This window comes from Pseudomonas sp., assembly GCF_051660785.1.
GTDB lineage: Bacteria > Pseudomonadota > Gammaproteobacteria > Pseudomonadales > Pseudomonadaceae > Aquipseudomonas.
Map to the genome: position 1 here is coordinate 123,028 of NZ_JBOFQE010000075.1, position 18,739 is coordinate 141,766.

At 58.4% G+C, this 18,739-nt stretch carries 16 protein-coding genes; 5 read left to right on the plus strand and 11 right to left on the minus strand.

From position 1 onward, the window contains the following. Positions 1-10: 10 nt before the first annotated feature. Positions 11-1,123 carry an acyl-CoA dehydrogenase family protein gene (locus tag ACRC4F_RS20190; RefSeq protein ID WP_438660921.1) on the minus strand — a complete coding sequence of 371 codons (1,113 nt, stop codon included), beginning with the start codon at positions 1,121-1,123 and terminating at the stop codon, positions 11-13. A gap of 245 nt (positions 1,124-1,368) precedes the next feature. On the opposite strand from ACRC4F_RS20190, the gene ACRC4F_RS20195 reads away from it, so the two are divergent. Then, positions 1,369-2,181 carry a FadR/GntR family transcriptional regulator gene (locus tag ACRC4F_RS20195; protein ID WP_438660922.1) on the plus strand — a complete coding sequence of 271 codons (813 nt, stop codon included), beginning with the start codon at positions 1,369-1,371 and terminating at the stop codon, positions 2,179-2,181. A gap of 39 nt (positions 2,182-2,220) precedes the next feature. Here the strand turns inward: ACRC4F_RS20195 and ACRC4F_RS20200 are convergent, their stop codons facing one another. Further along, positions 2,221-3,000 (minus strand): DUF2889 domain-containing protein, encoded by a 780-nt coding sequence (locus ACRC4F_RS20200; RefSeq protein WP_438660923.1) that lies wholly within the window; start codon positions 2,998-3,000, stop codon positions 2,221-2,223. 18 nt (positions 3,001-3,018) lie between these two features. Further along, entirely contained in the window at positions 3,019-3,744 is a 726-nt protein-coding gene (locus ACRC4F_RS20205; protein WP_438660924.1) for a 2-phosphosulfolactate phosphatase, read from the minus strand. A gap of 260 nt (positions 3,745-4,004) precedes the next feature. Between ACRC4F_RS20205 and ACRC4F_RS20210 the strand changes: the two genes are divergently transcribed. From ACRC4F_RS20210 to ACRC4F_RS20225, 4 genes are read left to right on the plus strand one after another with little or no spacing between them, the layout of a single operon-like run. Continuing rightward, a complete protein-coding gene (locus ACRC4F_RS20210) occupies positions 4,005-5,213 on the plus strand; it encodes an acetyl-CoA C-acetyltransferase (RefSeq protein ID WP_438660925.1) in 1,209 nt (402 codons plus the stop codon). Positions 5,214-5,252: 39 nt separating this feature from the next. Continuing rightward, complete coding sequence (locus ACRC4F_RS20215) at positions 5,253-7,403, plus strand: 3-hydroxyacyl-CoA dehydrogenase NAD-binding domain-containing protein (protein ID WP_438660926.1); 2,151 nt, start codon at positions 5,253-5,255, stop codon at positions 7,401-7,403. Between the two features lie 35 nt (positions 7,404-7,438). Beyond that, on the plus strand, positions 7,439-8,551 hold the full coding sequence (locus ACRC4F_RS20220) for an acyl-CoA dehydrogenase family protein (protein WP_438660927.1): 1,113 nt from the start codon (positions 7,439-7,441) through the stop codon (positions 8,549-8,551). Positions 8,552-8,572: 21 nt separating this feature from the next. Then, complete coding sequence (locus ACRC4F_RS20225) at positions 8,573-9,745, plus strand: acyl-CoA dehydrogenase family protein (protein ID WP_438660928.1); 1,173 nt, start codon at positions 8,573-8,575, stop codon at positions 9,743-9,745. A gap of 282 nt (positions 9,746-10,027) precedes the next feature. On the opposite strand, the gene ACRC4F_RS20230 is transcribed toward ACRC4F_RS20225, so the two are convergent. The 8 genes from ACRC4F_RS20230 to ACRC4F_RS20265 all read right to left on the minus strand — a co-directional run bounded on the left by ACRC4F_RS20230 (position 10,028) and on the right by ACRC4F_RS20265 (position 18,735). After that, entirely contained in the window at positions 10,028-10,213 is a 186-nt protein-coding gene (locus ACRC4F_RS20230; RefSeq protein WP_438660929.1) for a hypothetical protein, read from the minus strand. A 106-nt stretch (positions 10,214-10,319) separates the two neighbouring features. Next, positions 10,320-11,225 (minus strand): acyl-CoA thioesterase, encoded by a 906-nt coding sequence (locus ACRC4F_RS20235; RefSeq protein ID WP_438660930.1) that lies wholly within the window; start codon positions 11,223-11,225, stop codon positions 10,320-10,322. Further along, positions 11,215-11,982 (minus strand): enoyl-CoA hydratase/isomerase family protein, encoded by a 768-nt coding sequence (locus tag ACRC4F_RS20240; RefSeq protein ID WP_438660931.1) that lies wholly within the window; start codon positions 11,980-11,982, stop codon positions 11,215-11,217. The genes ACRC4F_RS20235 and ACRC4F_RS20240 overlap by 11 nt, the downstream gene beginning before the upstream one ends. A gap of 25 nt (positions 11,983-12,007) precedes the next feature. Next, positions 12,008-13,156 (minus strand): acetyl-CoA C-acetyltransferase, encoded by a 1,149-nt coding sequence (locus ACRC4F_RS20245; protein WP_438660932.1) that lies wholly within the window; start codon positions 13,154-13,156, stop codon positions 12,008-12,010. 29 nt (positions 13,157-13,185) lie between these two features. Next, positions 13,186-14,358 (minus strand): acyl-CoA dehydrogenase family protein, encoded by a 1,173-nt coding sequence (locus tag ACRC4F_RS20250; RefSeq protein ID WP_438660933.1) that lies wholly within the window; start codon positions 14,356-14,358, stop codon positions 13,186-13,188. Between the two features lie 54 nt (positions 14,359-14,412). Further along, positions 14,413-16,545, minus strand: a complete 2,133-nt coding sequence (fadB, locus tag ACRC4F_RS20255) for a fatty acid oxidation complex subunit alpha FadB (protein WP_438660934.1) — start codon at positions 16,543-16,545, stop codon at positions 14,413-14,415. Between the two features lie 43 nt (positions 16,546-16,588). Further along, positions 16,589-17,563, minus strand: coding sequence for an NAD(P)H-dependent flavin oxidoreductase (locus tag ACRC4F_RS20260; RefSeq protein WP_157711510.1), 975 nt, complete (start codon positions 17,561-17,563; stop codon positions 16,589-16,591). A 14-nt stretch (positions 17,564-17,577) separates the two neighbouring features. Further along, positions 17,578-18,735 carry an acyl-CoA dehydrogenase family protein gene (locus tag ACRC4F_RS20265; RefSeq protein ID WP_438660935.1) on the minus strand — a complete coding sequence of 386 codons (1,158 nt, stop codon included), beginning with the start codon at positions 18,733-18,735 and terminating at the stop codon, positions 17,578-17,580. Between the last annotated feature and the right edge of the window lie 4 nt (positions 18,736-18,739).

The following is an 18,739-nucleotide window of genomic DNA, read 5'->3' on the forward strand; positions in this document are numbered from 1 at the left end:
GTTCGTCTCCTCAGTGGGCTTTAAGCAGGCTCAAGGATGTATCCGACAGCAGTCGGTCGACCCATGCCCCAGGCTCGCCCAGTGTCATGGCCAGCAAGCGAGAGCGCTTATAGAAGAAGTGGCAATCGGCTTCCCAGGTGTAACCGATGCCGCCATGCACATGCAGGCATTCACGTGCTGCGTATTCGAAGGCTTCGGTTGCGCTCAATCGGCAGGTGGCGGCGGCCAATGCGCGTTCGTCCGGACTGCCGGCATGCAGCGCCCAGGCGCCGTAATAGGCGTTGGAGCGGGCCAGTTCGATTTTCACTGCCATATCGGCCAGCTTGTGTTTGATGGCCTGATAACTACCAATAGGGCGACCGAACGTGTGTCGTTCAAGGGCATAGTCGCGTGCCAGTCCGCAGGCCGCTTCGGCTCCGCCGATCTGTTCAAAAGCGGTCAGAATGGCGGACTGGTCAACCACCTGTTGCATCGCGGCTGTGGCCTGTGCGCCCGTCAGCAGTCCAATGGCCTGCACGCCATCAGCTTGCAGGGCGGAAAACGGAATGATTTCGTCAGGACTGTTTAGGGGCATTACCTTCAGTCCCGAGTCACCTAGCTTGACCAGAACAACGACCGGTAGCCCGTCCTGCTGAGCCGGCAGCAATGCATATTGAGACTGGGCGGCATATGCCAGAGGTCGGCTACGGCCGTTCAGAGTCTTACCGTCGAACTGTAAAGGTTGCCCGTTCCAGGATTGCCCGGGCGCAACCAAGCCCGTCGCGACAATGGCCTCTTCACCGGCGATCGCTTGCAGCAGATCTTTTGCTTCAGGGGCTGCGCTGAGTTTTAGCAGTTCTGCAGCCAGAAAAACTGTGTTCTGGAACGGAATCGGCGCCAGTGTTCGGCCGAGTTCCTCAGCCAGGACACACAGCTCCAACATGCCCAGGCCCAGCCCGCCCTGATCCTCACCAATGGCGACTGCCGGCCAGCCTAGTTCGGCAACCTGTCTCCACAGATCCGAATTGAATGGCTGATGCGCTTGAAGCAACTGTCGCACCGTATGGAAGTCGCTGACTTCGCTCAGGAGGCGACGGGACTGGTCCCGAAGCATCCGCTGCTCATCTGAGAAATCAAAATTCATGGAAGCCCCTGCAGCGTTATTGTTTTTTAAACGTATTAATCATATACATAATAAAATCAGGTTGTCCAGTGATGCGCGTGGACCTGTGCGCAACACAGAAAAGATCTTGAAACGCCCCATTATTACGCGTTGCGTACTCGCGAAGAAGCGTTATGATTTCTATGTGTTATATTTAGATCATGTTTATCATATGGCTGATTATGCTGTTATGAAAACGACGATTCCACTGACTCAGGGTTGAAGTGATGAGCGATTTGAAAGAGTTTTCGTTTTCGAACGGGAGGGTTGCGGGCGAGCGTCGGCAAGTGCTCCATATACCCAAGGCGCCGCAGATCGTTGCTGGTCGAATCAAGAAGCAGATTGTGCGCGGTGAACTGAAGGAGGGAGATCTGCTTCAAGCCGAAGGCAAGCTGATGGAAGAGTATGGCGTGTCGCGTCCGACCATTCGCGAAGCTTTTCGTATCCTCGAGGCGGAGCATCTGATCACTGTTGCCCGAGGGGCTAAGGGGGGGGCCGTCATACATGCGCCGGATCCGGTGTTGATCGCCAATTACGCTTTGATGGTATTGCAGTTCGAAGGCACCACCGTAGCCGAGGTTTATCAGGCTCGGATGGCATTCGAGCCCTCGGCGGTTCGTTTTGTGGTCGAGAATTCTGCAGAGCGAGCACCGGCAATATTGCGCGAGGCGATAGAGCGCGAGCGTGCTTTTATCGAGGATCCGGCAGGCTTTGCCACTGAGGTGGCGCATTTTCACAAGGTGCTCGTGGAGCTATCCGGTAATAAGCCGCTGATCCATCTGTGGGGGGCCATGCACGAAGTGATTACCCGGCATCAAACAGCGGCCGTGGCGTTGCAGCGACGCAGCATTCCCGTAGAGACTTCTATTATGGCGGCAGTCGCTGGATTGAAGTCTCAAGAGAAGCTCATTGGCTTCATTGAGGCGCGCGACATCGATGGCGCTGAAGCACACTGGCGCAAGCATATGGTGCGTGCGAACAAAGTCTGGGTGACTGGGTTTGAGCATATGCGCATTACCGATCTGTTCCAGGTCGGTTGAGTCTCAAGAGCCACCGGATGGTGGCTCAAGATGTCTTCCCTAAGGTATCTCTCGTACATTAATTAGCATTTCAGCGGCGTTGGCCGCGTAGTCCCGGGTTGTTTCACGGCTGCGCAGGGCTTGGTGGCTGCGTTCGGGCTGAAAGCTGTAGCAAAGTGCAGGTTGGCCAAATTCAGCGGCGTTGTGGAAAAGGTCGTGATCGATCGTTCTTCCGCCAGCCACAAGGACAGCGCGTCGCAACAGATTGGCTTGTTCGGCGGCCTCTTCGTCGAGTGACTCTGTCCACTGGCGAAAACCACGCTCCAGCGTCTGGCCAGTGAAGGGGGCGGGGCCGGTGATACTTCCGTTATCCACCTGCCAACACATCACTTCTTCGCCATCGCGCAATACGCGCGCGCGGGTCGGACCCATGGTCGGGTGAATCCCGTTCCAGGCATAGACCTCGCGATCCTCAACGGTTATCTCATAGCGACGTTCGCAATCTCCGCGCTTGATATGCGCCAGAGTTAATCCCGTTAAATCGTGAGCATGTGTGCACTGTTGCCGCATGTCGATCAACGCGCCGATATCCGAAGCGCGGTTGATCAGAGGATTGCCGACGAGTGCCTGCAAAGGAACTTGAGCTCCGGAACAGGTCACCCAAGGTGTGCGCGGCGCCGCCATACGGACTGCCGTTATGTACACACCATCGTGCTCTATGGTCACGCCGAAGTGATGGAAGTCATCCTCCAGCCAGCCAACTACCTGCCCTGAGGTCACCTGGCGCAGAACTATCAGGCGGCGCAGACAACCACCCCTACGCGGGAAAGTATCGCTCATTGTCAGTTACTCGATGGGTCACAAGCAGGTGAGGTGGTTGCCCTGGAGGTGGGGCACGATATCGAGCAACCCAAGCCGGGCCGAATACTCGACTTCATCGAACATGTCTTCCTTGCACAGTCGAACACCTAATTGGCTTTGCATCAGGCAGTCGTGCGGCGAGTCGTAGTATTGGCCGTACACCGAGCGGGCGATGTGACAGGTGTCCGATGGGATCCAGTGGCCGGGGCAAGTGATTTCCAGTTGATCGACCAGGTATCCGGCCAAATACAGGTCTTCCAGATTCACTCGACCAGCCGATCCCGAACAGACCAGCACGATCGACCGGTCCTGGTGTTTCTGGAGTTGGCGGATTACGGCGGGCGCATTCAATAGGGCGGCGGCATATACATGCTTGGCGGTATCCGCCTTGCGCAGCGCGACAGTGCCGTTTGTCGTGGAAAATACGACATTGCGACCTGCCAAAGCCTCTCGCGACAAGGCAAGCGGGGAGTAGGTGACGAAGCCTGGAATTTTCTGCAGATGGTTCTCCCCGGCCAGTATGTAACTATCGGGTTCCAGGCCGTTTACTGTGTCGCAGGCCATTTGCCGGTTGGCTGCCGGATATACGGCTCTGGCGCCGTGGTGCAGGGCGGCGACAATAGTAGTGGTAGCGAACAATACGTCGATGACTACGGCAACTTTGTCGTAGAGGAAGTCTGGATCGAGGTCCTCCTTTCGCAGAACCACATTGATTTTTGGCATTAAATGACGCTCCGGCATGCGGGAATCGAAAAATCAGCTTTTTTGTCTAGAAACAGCTTAATCATACACATCATTGCACGCAAGGCTGAATCGTCTGGTTTCGCGGCCGCGTTGGCAGTTCTGTCACGATTATAAATGACGGCTTTGCGAGCAAGCCTGTTGTTTATCGTCTTAAACATACATATCATTATGCTCTATGTTGTCGAGTTAACAGGCGCAGGCTTGCTCGATGTTGGATGGTCAGGAAGGGGAGACAGACAGTGGCTCAAGCCTATATTTTCGATCATGTTCGCACGCCTCGTGGCCGCGGACGCTCCAATGGCGGTTTGCACGCAGTCAGCTCAACTGAGCTGGCGGCACAGGTGCTGCGTGCCTTGCGTGACCGCAATCAACTCGACAGCGCCGAAGTTGGTGAAGTCGCATTGGGCGTGGTTACGCCATTTGGCGAGCAGGGTTCCAACCTGACGCGTCCTGCGATTTTGATGGCCGGTTACGCTGAAAGCGTGCCGGGTCTGCAACTGGACCGGGCATGTTCTTCAGGGCTCGACGCGGTCAATATGATGGCTGCTCAAGTTATGGCGGGGCAGCTCGACCTGGCGATCGGCGGCGGTGTGGAGTCCATGTCGCGCGTGCCGATGGGCTCTCAGGGCAGTGCCTGGGCTCGGGATCCTGCCATTGCCTATGCCACCGCATTTGCGCCTCAGGGAATCGGCGCCGATCTGATCGCCACGCGCAGTGGTTTTAGCCGTGACGATGTCGATGCCTATGCACTGGCCAGCCAGCAGCGTGCGGGGCGTGCCTGGGATGAAGGTCGTTTCAAAAACTCCGTGATCCCTGTCGTCGACTCTCTTGGTTTTCCCTTGCTTGAGCGTGATGAGCACATGCGTCCGCAAACCCGTCCAGAAGACCTGGCCAGCCTACAACCAGCGTTCGCGCAGATGGGGACCTTGGGCGGCTATGACGCGATTGCCTTGCAAAAGTACCCGGATGTTTTCGAAATTGAGCATGTGCATACCGCCGGTAACTCTTCGGGCATCGTCGACGGTGCAGCTGGGGTGCTTGTTGGTTCGCTCGAGGCGGGAAAACGCCTGGGGCTAAAACCCCGCGCGCGTATCCGTAGTTTCGCGACCATCGGTACAGACCCGACCATCATGCTCACCGGCCCGGCTCCTGCTTCGCTGCGCGCTTTGCAGCGAGCAGGCATGAATGTCTCTGATATCGATCTGTTTGAACTCAACGAAGCGTTCGCATCCGTAGTGTTGGAATACATGCGTGTATTGGACATCGGCCATGAGCGGATCAACGTCAATGGCGGCGCCATCGCCCTGGGTCACCCTCTGGGTGCGACAGGCGCAATGCTGCTCGGGACAGTCCTCGATGAACTTGAGCGCACGGGTGGCAGTACAGCACTGGTCAGTCTGTGCGTCGGCATCGGCATGGGCGCGGCAACCATCATCGAACGCGTCTGAATTCGATCCTCACCCCATTCTGCAAGGACGGGTCATTGCATGTTTGAAACCATTGATTTTGCGTTGGGTAAAGATGGCGTTGCTGTCGTTACCATCGACATTCCGGGACAACCGGCCAACACCATCACCGAGCGATTTCGAGATGAGTTGGCAGAGATTGTCGAGCGAGTTGCCGCCGATGCCGATATTCGCGGTGTGGTCATTACCTCGGCGAAGAAGGATTTCGTCGCCGGCGGCGATCTGAAGGAAATCGTTCGCACGCTGTCTCGCGATCTGAGCGTGGCCGATGCCCGCGATATGGCCACGCAGATGAGTCCATTGTTGCGACGCCTTGAGAGCAGCGGCAAACCTTATGTGGCCGCGATCAATGGCTCCGCATTGGGCGGCGGTCTGGAGATCGCTCTGGCCTGCCATCACCGACTGGTTCTGGACAATCCACGCATTCTGCTGGGCCTGCCGGAAGCTACGCTGGGCCTGATGCCTGGGGCTGGTGGCACGCAGCGCCTGCCTCGGTTGATCGGGATTGCCAGCGCATTGCCGTTAATGATGAAAGGCACCTTGTTAGCGCCTGAAGCTGCATTGGCTAAAGGTATTGTCGATGGTGTGCTCAGCGTCGAGCAATTGCTGCCAGCCGCTCGCGCCTGGGTTCTTGAACACGCAGATGCCCAGCAACCCTGGGATAAAAAAGGTTATCAAGTTCCCGGCGGCGCGGGTTTTGCTGATGTTGAACTGGGTAACCTGTTTAACCTCACTGCCACTCAGATCGCTCGCGATACCGGGCGCAATCTACCGGCACCGATTGCCTTGCTCCGCGCGGTAGCCCACGGCACCTGCGTACCAATCGACGCCGGACTGCACATTGAATCCTGCGAGTTCGCCAAGCTGGTGCTTGATCCAACCGCCTGCAATATGGTCCGCACGATGTTTGTGAACAAGGGCGAGCTGGAAAAGCTGTCCCGTCGACCTAAATCCATCGAGCCGGCGTCGATCGCCAAAGTCGGGGTGGTCGGAGCTGGCCTGATGGGTGGCGGTATTGCCCATAGTGCCGCAGTGGCCGGGTTGCAAGTGGTGTTGCTCGATGCAACGGCGGAACAGGCCCTGGCCGGCCGCCAGCGACTGGCCGACGAGTTTGCCAAGCGAGTGGCGAAGGGACGTATGGCCCAGGAAGCTGCTGATGCGATCATGGCCCGTATTCAGGCTACCAGCGATTATGCCGAGTTTGCCGAGTGCGATCTGGTCATTGAGGCAGTATTCGAAGACTTGCAGGTCAAGACCGGAGTATTCGCCCAAGCGCAGGCGTTCATGAAGCCGGGTGCGATACTCGCTTCAAACACATCGACCTTGCCGATTACCGACATGGCCCGGGACTTGAACACCCCTGATGGATTTATCGGTCTGCATTTCTTTTCCCCAGTGGATCGCATGCCGTTGGTGGAAGTTGTGGTCGGTCAGCAAACCAGCGAAACCACTCTGGCGCATGCCCTCGATTTCATCCGTCTGTTGCGCAAGACGCCGATCGTGGTCAAGGACTCGCGAGGCTTTTTCACTTCGAGGGTGATCGCGGCGTATCTTCAAGAGTCGCTTGCGATGCTTGGCAGCGGCGTCAAACCGGCACTGATCGACAATGCTGCGCGCCTGGCCGGTTTCGCCATGGGACCATTGGCGCTGCTGGACGACATCGGCATGGAGAACGGCTACAAATCCTCACTGGCTGAACGTGCCGCGCTGGGTGATACCTGGAATGAACCCGCAGGCTTCAAGGTTCAGGAGATGTTCTGTGCAACCCTGAATCGGATCGGCCGTCGTTGTGGCAAGGGGTTTTACGATTATCCAGAGGGCAAGCGCGCTTTGTGGTCGGGGCTGGGCGAAGTCTACCCTGCCTTGTCCGTGCAACCCGATGTCGAAGAGATCAAGAAACGCATGCTCTACATCCAGGCGCTGGAAGCGGCGAAGTGTATGGAAGAGGGCGTGATCGGCAACTCCGCCGAAGGCGATGTCGGCTCGATTCTGGGGATTGGCTTTCCAACCTGGACTGGCGGTGTGTTCAGCTTGATCGATACCGTCGGCGGTACAGACTTTGTCGCTGCCTGCGATGAGCTGGCGAATCACTTCGGAGAACGATTCCGGCCTTCGTCCTGGTTACGTCAGCGTGCCGAACGTGGTGAGCGTTTCCATGTCCGCGAACAATAAGCTTTGGCCTTGTAAAGGTATGGAGATCGATCGCCATGAACTTTGATTTTTCTGCTGATCAGGAACAGTTGCGCGACCAGGCCAAGCGCTTATTCGCTGACGGCCTGGTTCGTGCCCGGGCACTGCTGGAAAACCCAGAGACCCATGATAAGTCCCTGTGGGTCCAGGTTCAGGAGTTGGGGTGGCCGGCTGCCGCTATCGCAGAGGCCGATGGTGGTCTGGGGCTTTCGGCATTGGAGCTGTGTGTTCTGGCTGAAGAGGTCGGGCGCACGCTGGCGCCGATTCCCTTCAGTTCTTCGGTATTGCATGCGAGCACCGCATTGCAACAACTGACGGACTGCCAGGTCGCATCCACGCTGCTGGGTGAGCTGGCGGCGGGTGAAAAAACAGCCAGCGTCGCGTTCACCGAGCGCGGCCAGGCGGCATGGACCGAACGGCCCGAAGCGCGAGTCAGTGCAGGAAAGCTGAGTGGTCGCAAGGCCATGGTCGCCGATGCGTCAGTGGCAGATGTGTTCATCGTTTCGGCGTGTGCCGATGACGATGGCCAGGATTGGAGCTGGTGGCTGGTCGACGCGCAAGCTCCGGGAGTAAGCCTGGAATCGGTCGAAGCAATCGACCGGATCCGCCGTCATGCCGACCTTCACTTCGACGATGTCAGTTGCCTGCGATTGGGCTCTGCCGGGCAGGGCAGTGGGCTCGCCGAACGAGCTCTGGACGCTGCTGCTGTACTCAGTGCTTTCGAACAACTGGGGAGCGCCGAAGCAGCGTTAGAGTCGACCCTGGAGTATGTCAAAACACGGCAAGCATTCAACCGTGTGGTGGGTGGCTATCAGGCAGTCAAACACTCGCTGGCCGATCTGTATGTGAAAAACCAGTTGGCGCGCAGCCATTGCTACTACGGTGCCTGGGCCCTGACCCAGGCACCTGCGCAATTACCTCGTGCCGCCGCGGGGGCGCGTCTGGCCGCCACTGAAGCCTTGTGCCAGGCCGCTGAAACTGCGGTCGAGTTGCACGGTGGCATCGGTTTCACTTGGGAAAGCGATATTCAACTTTTCTACCGTCGTGCGCGGCTGATGGCAACCCAACTGGGTGGCCGTGCCTTTTGGGCTCGCCGTCTCAAGGCAGCCCTGCTGCGCGAAACGGCTTGATCGGATACAGGAGCGGCATCGATGGATTTTCAAGATACGCCTCAAGAAGCAACCTATCGCACGCAAGTGCGCGCCTGGCTGAGCGCTAATGCGCGCGCTTACGAAGTCCGACCTGAGGACGGTATGGAGCATGAGCGCTTCATGACGCTGGCCCGTGGCTGGCAACGACTCAAGGCGGATGCCGGCTATGTCGGCATCATGTGGCCAAAGGACGTGGGCGGGCAGGGTGGAAGCCCGATCGAACACGTGATTTTTCACCAGGAAGAAGAGCATTACAGCCTTCCGGTCATCCCTTTCGCAGTCGGTATCGGCATGTGTTTGCCGACGTTGTTTACCCATGGTTCGGCCGAGGTGATGGACCGCTTCATGGCCAAAGGCATGCGCGGTGAGGAAATCTGGTGCCAGTTGTTTTCCGAGCCGGCCGCCGGGTCCGACCTGGCAGGCTTGAGAACCCGCGGTGTACGTGAAGGCGAGGATTGGGTGATCAACGGTCAGAAAGTCTGGACGTCCTATGCCCATGAGTCGGACTACGGCATCGTGCTGGTGCGCACAGACCCGTCTGCACCGAAGCATAAAGGCTTGACCATGTTTTATGTCGACATGCGCGCCCCAGGTGTGGAAGTACGACCGATCCGTACGCTGCTGGGCGATGCGGAGTTCAACGAAGTGTTTTTCACCGACGTGCGCATTCCTGATTCACAGCGCCTGGGGGAAGTCGGTGAAGGCTGGAAGGTTTCCCTGAGCACCCTGATGTTCGAGCGACTTGCCGTCGGTGGAAAACCTTCCGGTGCACCCGTTGCGAGTGAACTGGCAGGACTATTCGATGCTGACGCCTTGGCACGTTTTTACGTGGCTGATGAAGGCATTTCCTTGACCCGCATGCGTTCGATGACAGCGGTTTCGCGCGGTGGCGTACCCGGCCCCGAAGCCTCGATCAACAAACTGGTGATGGCCAAAAATCTTCAGGACATGAGTGCCTGTGCATTGGAAGCGCTGGGTGCTGATGGCCTGCGCGAGTTCGACGATCCCCAGGCGCGGCGATTCAACTATTGGTACATGTGGTCAGCCGGTTTGCGTATTGCCGGCGGCACCGATGAAATCCTGCGCAACATCATCGCTGAGCGGGTACTGGGTTTGCCGCCTGAGCCGCGTAGTGATCGGGATACGCCTTTTAACCAGTTGGGCAAGGGCTGATCGGTCAAGCACCTCCTGAGTAAACAGCGCGATTAAAACATTGGATTGCGCAAAGCTGCAGGTCGACAAGCACCTAGGCCCCGGTGTGAGCGCCCCATGCCACCCACAAACCGTTGCTTGTTTGGCACTGTGGAGGGTGGCTTGGGAGAGGCGTGATCCATTGCTCTACCTTTGCGGCGCTGCAAGGCATGCCAGGTAGCATGGATGCGCCTGTGCATCGATCGAGCTTTTCGGGCGTACCGAGGTGCATTTGCTGTCGAAGCGCTAAGTGTTTTTTTAGTTTCAATGGTGTTTTAGCGTTTCGTCTACGAGCCCAGCGCGCGGTAATAGCTTGCCGCGTCGTTCAGCATCGACGAGATAAACGTGAAAGAGAATGGGTGAAGAATCAGCTCTTCGATATGATGCCAGTGCCACGCCAGAAGGCTCGCCGCGGCTATTAAACAGCCGATGGCCAACACGTTCAGCCATCGGCGTGCTCCTTCAAGATTAGTGTGGAAGGCGGGCAAGTACTTCGCTCAGTACACTGAGCAAGCCGCATTTTCTCGGCAGTCACGCCCGTTGTTATCTGCACGAATCAACGCAAACGATACAGGCCTTCCTGCCCCAACGTTGCCACCAGCCGTCCTTTCCGATCATGCACATGACCCAAGGTCAAACCCCGCCCCAGACTGGTCGAAGGACTGTGGGCAGAAACCAGCAACCATTCATCCGCCTGTACATCTTGCTGGTGGAACCAGATCGTGTGGTTGAGGCTGGAAACAAACAGGTCTTCCCCCAGTTTGTGCTCGCGGTGAGGCATCAGTGCGGTGATGCCGAACCAGAAGTCACTCAGGTAAGCGAGCACGGCGGGTTGCAGGCGCGTGGGCAGGTTGGGGGAATGAGTGGTGCGCATCCAGTAACGAATCCTGGCTTGATCGTCACGGCCGAGCACGAACTGTTCCGGGTCCGCCGGGCGTATATCCACTGAACGGGTTTTGCCGATAAATACCCGTTCGATGGGATTGAGTCGTTGATGGAAGGCTTCGCGAACTTGTGCCAGCCCCATCAAACTTTCCGGATCGGGCACGGAGTCACAATTGTGCTGATGTTCCATGCCGTTTTCACCGGCATGGAAGGACAGCGTGGCGATGGCAATGGAACGGCCATGTTGCACCAACCGAACCAGGCGTGCGGCAAAGCGCCGGGTTTGCTGGATGCGCTCCACTTCAATTGACAGCGGAGCGTTGACATCGCCGGCAGCGAGGAAACTAACTTGAAGCACATGGGGATGCAGATGCGCTTCAACGGTTGCGATGGCAGCAGCAACGGCCAGACCGAGGGTTTGCCCACCGTAGATCGCAGCATTTTGATTGGAGTGGAAGCAGTTACAGGTGAAGCGGTCCGGGCCTACTTCCAGCACGTCCAGTAGCGGCGTGATATCCACGCCATCCCAGGTAGTGGAGGTGGTGGCCAGATGTTGCACGGCGGTTTCAGAGCCCACGGAAAACTCCTGCACGCTTCTGGAAAAATGCGTCACGGCCCTCGGTAAAATCTTCGGAGCCGATCAGCAGCGCTTGAGTGTCGGCTTCCCAGTCAAGCAGGGTTTCCAGGCTCAAAGGGTGGCGCCCCAGCAACGACTTGGTCGCTGAAAGCGGTCCAGGTGCGCTGCTGGCCAACTCTTGGGCGCGCTGGAGTGCGGTCTCCAAAACCTGGCCAGGCTCGGCCAGAAAGTCGACCAGGCCCAGCCTCGCTGCTTCTTCGCCGCCGAGAATCTGCTGGAACATGACCAGTTGACGAGTACGAGGCAGGCCAATGCGTTGTGGAAGGGTCCAGAGGGAACCCCAGTCCGGCATGACGCCCACTTTGCCGAACACGGCTCCAAAGCGGCTGTCGGCATCGGCCACGACGAAGTCGCAGGCCGCCGCCAATGACAAACCCGCACCGAACGCAGCGCCTTGCACGGCAGCGATTACCGGTATCCGACCATTGACGATGGCGCGGATTACCCGATGTCCGCAACGCATGTCTTTGCGCATGACCATTGGCCGGGTATCCAGGCCATCCAGTGGCCCCCCCGCGCAGAAGTGCTGACCACCGCTGAGTACGATTACCCGGACCTGCTCATTGTCTTGCAGGTTCTCGAGCTCGTCGGCCAAGCGGCGATAGAGCTCGGGAACCAGGCTGTTGCGTTTCTCGGGCAGATTCAGGCTGACCAGGGCGACGGTATCGTGGTGGCTGACGGTGACGGCTGTGTTCATCGTGTAACTCCTTGGGTCGATGGGCTCAAAGCCGCTCGATGATGGTTACGTTGGCCAGGCCACCGCCTTCGCACATGGTCTGCAAGCCATAACGACCTCCGCTGCGTTCCAGTTCATGGAGCAGGGTGGTCATCAGTTTGGTGCCGGTTGCGCCGATAGGATGGCCCAGGGCAATGGCGCCGCCGTTGACGTTGGTTCGTTCACTCGGATAATCCATTTCTTGCAGCCAGGCCATGGCGACGCTGGCGAACGCTTCGTTGATTTCCACCAGATCGATATCGGCCATGCGCAGGCCAGCCTTTTGCAGCGCCCGGCGAGTAGCGGCGATTGGCGCAGTGAGCATCCACACCGGGTCATCACCCAGTACGCTCATATGGACAATGCGTGCACGTGGTTTCAGGCCATAACGATTGACCGCGTCTTCGGAGCAGACCAATACGGCACTGGCGGCGTCGGACATCTGGCTGCTGGTGGCAGCGGTCAACTGGCCGTCTGGCAGGAGTGTCTGCAGCGTGGCCATTTTTTCCAGGCTGCTACGGCGGGCCGTTTCGTCCATACGCAGATCGCCATAGGGCACGATTTCGTGGTCGAAACGCCCTTGCTCGATGGCCGCCAGAGCACGCTCGTGAGAGCGCAGGGCATAGGCTTCCATGTCCTGGCGAGTGAAGCCCCAGTGGCGGGCAATGCGTTCGGCCGCTTCGAACTGCGAGAGCTGTTGCGTGCCATAGCGGGCGCGGTAGGTTTGCGCCGAGGTCCAGGGATCGGCAAAGCCAAAGTCCTTGGCAATGTACAGCGCGGTATTGATCGGGACCTGACTCATGTTTTGCACGCCGCCGGCAATCACCACATCCTGAGTGCCACTCATGACCGCCTGGGCAGCAAAGTGCACGGCTTGCTGGGACGAGCCACACTGGCGGTCGATGGTGACGCCGGGAACGCTATCGGGTAGCCCGGCGCCCAGCCAGCAAAAGCGCGCCAGGTTGCCGGCATTGGGGCCAATGGCATCAATGGTGCCAAAGATGACGTCGTCATAATCCTCGGCGGGAATCGCGTTGTGTTCCACCAGTGACTTGATGACATGCGCGCCCATGTCCATGGGATGTGCCTGGGACAGGCTGCCGGCTCGTTTGCCGGTCGGCGTACGTAGCGCATCAACGATGTAGGCTTGCTTCACGGAAAACTCCTTGATCGAGTGGGGCGCGCTCAGCGAGCCTGAGTGTGGGGACGCAGAATGTTCTTGGCGATGCTCCAGCGGTGTACTTCCGATGGGCCGTCATAGATGCGGAAGGCCCGAACATCGGCGAAGATCCGCGCGACGATCGTTTCATGCGTGACACCCTGTCCACCGAGAATCTGCACGCTGCGGTCGACCACGCGCCAAATCGCTTCGGACGAAATGACCTTGGCGATGCTCGAGGCATGTCGCCCGAGATTGTCCTGGTCCAAAAACCAGGCGCAGTGCCAGACCGCAAGGCGGGTGATGTGCAGGTCCATTTCGTTGTCCGCCAGCTTGAAGCCGACGCCTTCGTGCTCACCCAGTGACTTGCCGAAAGCCTGGCGTTGAGCCGCGTAACGGGTCGCCACGTCATGGGCACGACGGGCTGCGCCGAGCCAGCGCATGCAGTGGGTCAAGCGGGCAGGGGACAGGCGCACCTGAGCATATTTGAGCCCCTCGCCGGGTTCACCCAATACGTCGCTGGCAGGCACCCGAAGCTTGTCGAAGCGCACCACCGCATGGCCGCCGGGGAAGCACGAATCCAGTGCGTCCATCGCGCGTACGATCTGAATGCCCGGACGGTCCATGTCAGCGAGGAACATGGTCGCTCGGCCATCTTCGAGCTTGGCCATGATGATGGCGAAACTTGCCCCCTCAGCCCCGGTGATGAACCATTTCTCACCAGTGATCAGGTAGTCGTCGCCGTCACGTACGGCGGTGGTGGCGAGCATGCCTGGGTCCGATCCCGAACCTGGCGACGGTTCGGTCATGCAGAAGCACGAACGAATTTCACCCAGGGCCAGGGGCTTGAGCCAACGCTCCTTCTGTGCAGCGGTCGCGATGACTTCCATCATGTGCATATTGCCCTCGTCGGGCGCAGCAATGTTCAGTGCTACGGGGCCCAGTGGCGAGTAGCCGGCCTCCTCGAAAAGAATCGCCTTGGCCCGATGGTTCAGACCCAGACCGCCCAACTCGCGGGGCATGTGCGAGGACAACAGACCGGCCTTGCGCGCCAGCGAGATCATCTCTTTGCGCAGGTCTTCAGTCGGGCCATGGGCTGTGCAGCGGGGATCTTTTTCGAGCGGGATAATGTGCTCAGCGATAAAGGCTCGTGTCCGTTGTTGCAAGTCGAGCAGTTCGGGTGACAGGGTGAAGTCCATGGTTATTTCCGCTTCAAAGGGCTGATGAAGATGGTCGAAGGTTCAAACCCGAATTCATGAATAGAACTTCAGGTTGTTCGAAGCCATCTCTCGCATTTGGGGAGTGACCTGATAAAGCCCACCAAGAGCGGCGTAGTGGTCGCAACGCGCAACCAGTGCCGGTAAGCCGAGCCAATCGGCATACTTGAGGGCACCACCCACTGGCCTTGGGAAGCCAACACCCAGGATAAGTGCCATGTCGATTTCAATGGCGCTTTCACAGATGCCTTCTTCGAGCGCCCGGGCAGCTTCTATCAGCGTCGGCAGCATGATGCGCTCGACGATTTCTTCGGAACTGAACTCACGACGCCCTTGTGGCTGCACGCGGGTCAACAGAGCCTGGGTGTCAGGATCAACCGACTTCACCAGTCGGCCCTTGATATCCCGATCGTAACGATAGAAGCCCAATCCGTTCTTCTGGCCCAGGCGCTGTTCGGCGACCATGAGCTCAACCGCATGGGTGAAGCCAGGCAACATGCGATCGCCATAGCCCTGACTGATGCAGTCGATCACATGGCGCGACGTGTCCATGCCAATAACGTCCTGCAAATACGCTGGGCCCATTGGCCAGCCAAAGGCTTCCATGGCCTGGTCGACGGCCTGGTAGTCTGCGCCATCATGAATCAGGCGCAGAAAGGCCAGCACGTTGGCGGTCAGGATGCGATTGACCAGAAAGCCAGGGCAATCCTTGACTACGATCGGCGTTTTACCCAGTGTTGCTGCATAGCTGGCAACCGTTGCGGCCGATTGCTCGCTGGTGTGTGGACCACAGATGACTTCAACCAGCGGCATGACTGGTACCGGGTTGAAGAAGTGCATGCCCACGAAGTTTTCCGGGCGTTGCAGCGCACTGGCTATTTCAGTAATGGACAACGATGAGGTGTTGGACGCCAGTACCGTGGAATCAGCCACCTGGGTTTCGACTGCCGCCAACACGGTTTTTTTCACGGCGAGGTTTTCCACCACCGCCTCCACCAGCACGTCGACTTTATCCATGCCTTGATAGGTCAGGGTCGGCGTAATCGACTCCAGCACTCGTTCTGCCTGGAACTGGGTCATACGGTTGTTGCTGACCTGTTTGTCCAGAAGTTTGCCGGCTTCGGCCATTCCCAGATCCAGCGCAGCCTGAGAAATGTCTTTCATGATCGTCAGTACGCCATTGGCAGCACTTGTATAGGCGATGCCGCCACCCATAATGCCAGCGCCCAATACGGCGGCGCGGGACAGCTTGCGCGACGCCTTGGCGTAATCCCGGGTTTTCTTGCGCAGGTACTGATCATTGATGAACAGTTGGACCAGTGCCTGAGCGGCCTGGGTCTGGGCGACTTGCGCGAAGGTACGGTTCTCTTCGATCAACGCCTCAGCCAGGGATAGTCCGGCACTGCGCTCGAGCAGCTCAATGGCCAACAGTGGAGCGGGCACCAACGGATTGCGGGCAATCACGGCAGCCTTGGCATTGGCGCTCTGTTCCGTGTCCAGTGCAAAGCTCAGGCTGCGCTGGCGCCGCAACGCTTGCCAGTCACGCTGACCGCTCACAGCTTCGGCCAACACGGCTAGCGCACATTGGTGCACGGCTTGGTCATCGACTACTTCGTCGACGGCACCGAGTTGTTTGGCCGCCGCAGAAGTTTGAGGTTTCCCGGAGGTAATCCAGTCAATACTGGCCGCTGACCCAATCAGGCGTGGCAACCTGGCAGTCCCCCCTAACCCGGGAATAATGCCCAGGCCGACTTCTGGCAAACCGACCTTTGCGGCGTTACCCAATACTCGGAAGTCGGTGGCCAAGGTGACTTCGAAACCACCCCCCAACGCCAGGCCATTGATAGCGCAAACCGTTGGAAGCGGGAGCTGCGCGAGTTCGTTAAACACCTGGTTCTGGGCCAGGTTGTAGGCCGCCAGTTCGCTTTCAGGCCGTGCAAACAATTGGGTGAACTCGAAGATGTCCGCACCCACGATGAAGCTGTCCTTGGCGCTGGTCAAAACCAGGCCAAGGACGTCACCGCTATCTCGAATGGTTTTGCAGGCGATGCGCAGCTCTTCGACTGTCAGGGCATCGAATTTGTTGACGGCCTCGCCCTTGCGGTCGAAGCACAGTTCGACCAGTTGATTGTCGAGGCGGGTCAGGTGCAGCGTTTGACCTTGATACATGCGAAAACCTGCTTTTTGTCGGTTTTATTTAGGCTGGGCTGGATCAGGCGCTGGCCAGGCGCGTGGCAAACGCCAGGCGCTCGCGGCATTCGCGAACCATGCGCTCAAGCAGTTCGTCACAGGTTGGCAAGTCATCGATCAAGCCAATGACCATGCCCGCCGTGATGATCCCTTCGTTGATCTCGCCAGCCTCCAGCGCAGCACGGCCGCGAGCACCCGCCACCAAAGGGCGAATGTCTTCAAAGGCACAACCGCCAGGACGACGCTCGGTGGCGACGACTTCATCGGAAATGGCGTTCTTGAATACCCGGGCACTGTTCTTCATGGTGCGGAAGATCAGGTTGGTATCGCGTTCGGTGCCCTTGAGCAGGGCAGCTTTTATGTTTTCGTGAATCGGCGCTTCCTGGGTCAGGCAGAAGCGGGTGCCCATGTTGATCCCTTCGGCACCCAGGGCCAGAGCGGCGGCCATGCCGCGGCCATCGCCAATGCCACCCGAGGCAATCACAGGAATGGTCAACGCCTTGGCTGCGGCGGGGATTAGCACCAGCCCTGGAATATCTTCTTCGCCTGGGTGACCGGCACACTCGAAGCCATCGATGCTGATGGCGTCGACGCCGAGTTTTTCAGCGCTCAGGGCGTGCCTGACGGCAACGCATTTATGGATGATGCGAATACCGGCCGCTTTCATCTTCGGCATGTATTCAATCGCTTTGTTGCCGGCGGTTTCGACGATGGTCACCCCGTTGGCAATGATTGCATCGATGTACTCGTCGTAAGGCGGCGGACTGATGGTCGGGAAAATGGTCATGTTGACGCCGAACGGGCTGTCGGTCATTTCCCGGCAGCGGCGGATTTCCTTGGCCAAGGCTTCCGGCGTTGGTTGTGTCAGGCCGGTCAGCATGCCCAGACCACCTGCGTTGGATACCGCTGATGCAAGCTCGGCGCGGCCTACCCACTGCATACCGCCTTGAATGATCGGATAACGGATGCCAAGCATTTCGGTAATACGTGTCTTCATGGTGACTTCCTCGTTCACTTGACTTTGCGTTCATCCAGGCCGAGGGCCCGGCCAATGATTTCTTTCATGATTTCGCTGGTGCCGGCGAAGATTCGCGACACCCTCGCATCGCGGTACATGCGGGAGATTCGGTACTCCTCCATGTAACCGGCACTGCCATGGAGCTGCACGCAGTCATCCATGACCCGGCCTTCGAGTTCCGAGGTCAGCAATTTGGCGGATGCAGCGGCTTCGGCACTTAACCGGCCGGCGTTGTGTTGCAGTACCAACTGGTCGACCCAGGTCTGCTGGCAATCGAGCAGGGCGCGCATCTCAGCCAGCTTGAATCGACTGTTTTGGAAGGTGCCGACCGGCCGGCCGAAGGCTCGACGATCCTTGACATAGGCCAGGGTCAGGTCGAAAGCGACCTGAGCGTGAGCCATTGACTGGATGGCTGAAAGCAAACGCTCTTCGGCCAGACCTTCAGCGAGGTACGTAAAGCCTTTTTGCGGATCGCCCAGACCGTTGCTCTTCGGGATGCGTACGTTGTCGAAGAAAACAATCACCGTGTCCTGGGCATCGAGGCCCATCTTCGCCAGCGGCGTACGACTCACCCCCGGCCAATCCGCTTCCACCAGAAACAGACCGATTGAATAGCGTTCACTGCCGGTGCGAGCTGCGACGACCATCAAGTCGGCATTGAGCCCGTTGGAGATGTACATTTTGGAACCATTGAGTATCCAATGATCGCCACAGTCCTCAACGCGCGCTTTCATGCCGGCCAGATCCGAACCAGCATCCGGTTCGGTCATGGCGACGGCGAGGATGGTCTCGCCACTGACGCAGCCTGGCAGATAGCGCTGGCGCTGCTCTTCGGTGCCGAAGCGTTGCAGATAGGGCCCGACGATGCGTGAATGCAGGGTAAAAAACACCCCTATGTCGCCGTGACGAATCACTTCTTCGTAGACGATCTGCTCGTAGCGCAGATCGTCTACGCCGGAACCGCCGTAAGCTTCATCAGCCCACATCAGCAGCAAACCCTGGGCGCCGGCCTTGCGGAAAATTTCCCGATCACAGCGTCCGGCTTCACGCCAATGGTCGATGTGGGGGGCTATTTCCTTCTGCACGAATTTGCGAACCTGATCGCGGAACAATTCATGGTCGCTATCAAAGATCAGTCGATTCTGGAGCATGTGT

What these genes read in the sequence shown, in the direction of transcription:
- ACRC4F_RS20265 (WP_438660935.1), bottom strand. Translation starts at nt 18,735, where the DNA reads ATGCTCCAGAATCGACTGATCTTTGATAGCGACCATGAATTGTTCCGC.
- ACRC4F_RS20240 (WP_438660931.1), bottom strand. Translation starts at nt 11,982, where the DNA reads ATGAACACAGCCGTCACCGTCAGCCACCACGATACCGTCGCCCTGGTC.
- ACRC4F_RS20215 (WP_438660926.1), top strand. Translation starts at nt 5,253, where the DNA reads ATGTTTGAAACCATTGATTTTGCGTTGGGTAAAGATGGCGTTGCTGTC.
- ACRC4F_RS20225 (WP_438660928.1), top strand. Translation starts at nt 8,573, where the DNA reads ATGGATTTTCAAGATACGCCTCAAGAAGCAACCTATCGCACGCAAGTG.
- ACRC4F_RS20200 (WP_438660923.1), bottom strand. Translation starts at nt 3,000, where the DNA reads ATGAGCGATACTTTCCCGCGTAGGGGTGGTTGTCTGCGCCGCCTGATA.
- ACRC4F_RS20205 (WP_438660924.1), bottom strand. Translation starts at nt 3,744, where the DNA reads ATGCCAAAAATCAATGTGGTTCTGCGAAAGGAGGACCTCGATCCAGAC.
- ACRC4F_RS20220 (WP_438660927.1), top strand. Translation starts at nt 7,439, where the DNA reads ATGAACTTTGATTTTTCTGCTGATCAGGAACAGTTGCGCGACCAGGCC.
- ACRC4F_RS20260 (WP_157711510.1), bottom strand. Translation starts at nt 17,563, where the DNA reads ATGAAGACACGTATTACCGAAATGCTTGGCATCCGTTATCCGATCATT.
- ACRC4F_RS20190 (WP_438660921.1), bottom strand. Translation starts at nt 1,123, where the DNA reads ATGAATTTTGATTTCTCAGATGAGCAGCGGATGCTTCGGGACCAGTCC.
- ACRC4F_RS20195 (WP_438660922.1), top strand. Translation starts at nt 1,369, where the DNA reads ATGAGCGATTTGAAAGAGTTTTCGTTTTCGAACGGGAGGGTTGCGGGC.
- ACRC4F_RS20230 (WP_438660929.1), bottom strand. Translation starts at nt 10,213, where the DNA reads ATGGCTGAACGTGTTGGCCATCGGCTGTTTAATAGCCGCGGCGAGCCT.
- ACRC4F_RS20250 (WP_438660933.1), bottom strand. Translation starts at nt 14,358, where the DNA reads ATGGACTTCACCCTGTCACCCGAACTGCTCGACTTGCAACAACGGACA.
- fadB (WP_438660934.1), bottom strand. Translation starts at nt 16,545, where the DNA reads ATGTATCAAGGTCAAACGCTGCACCTGACCCGCCTCGACAATCAACTG.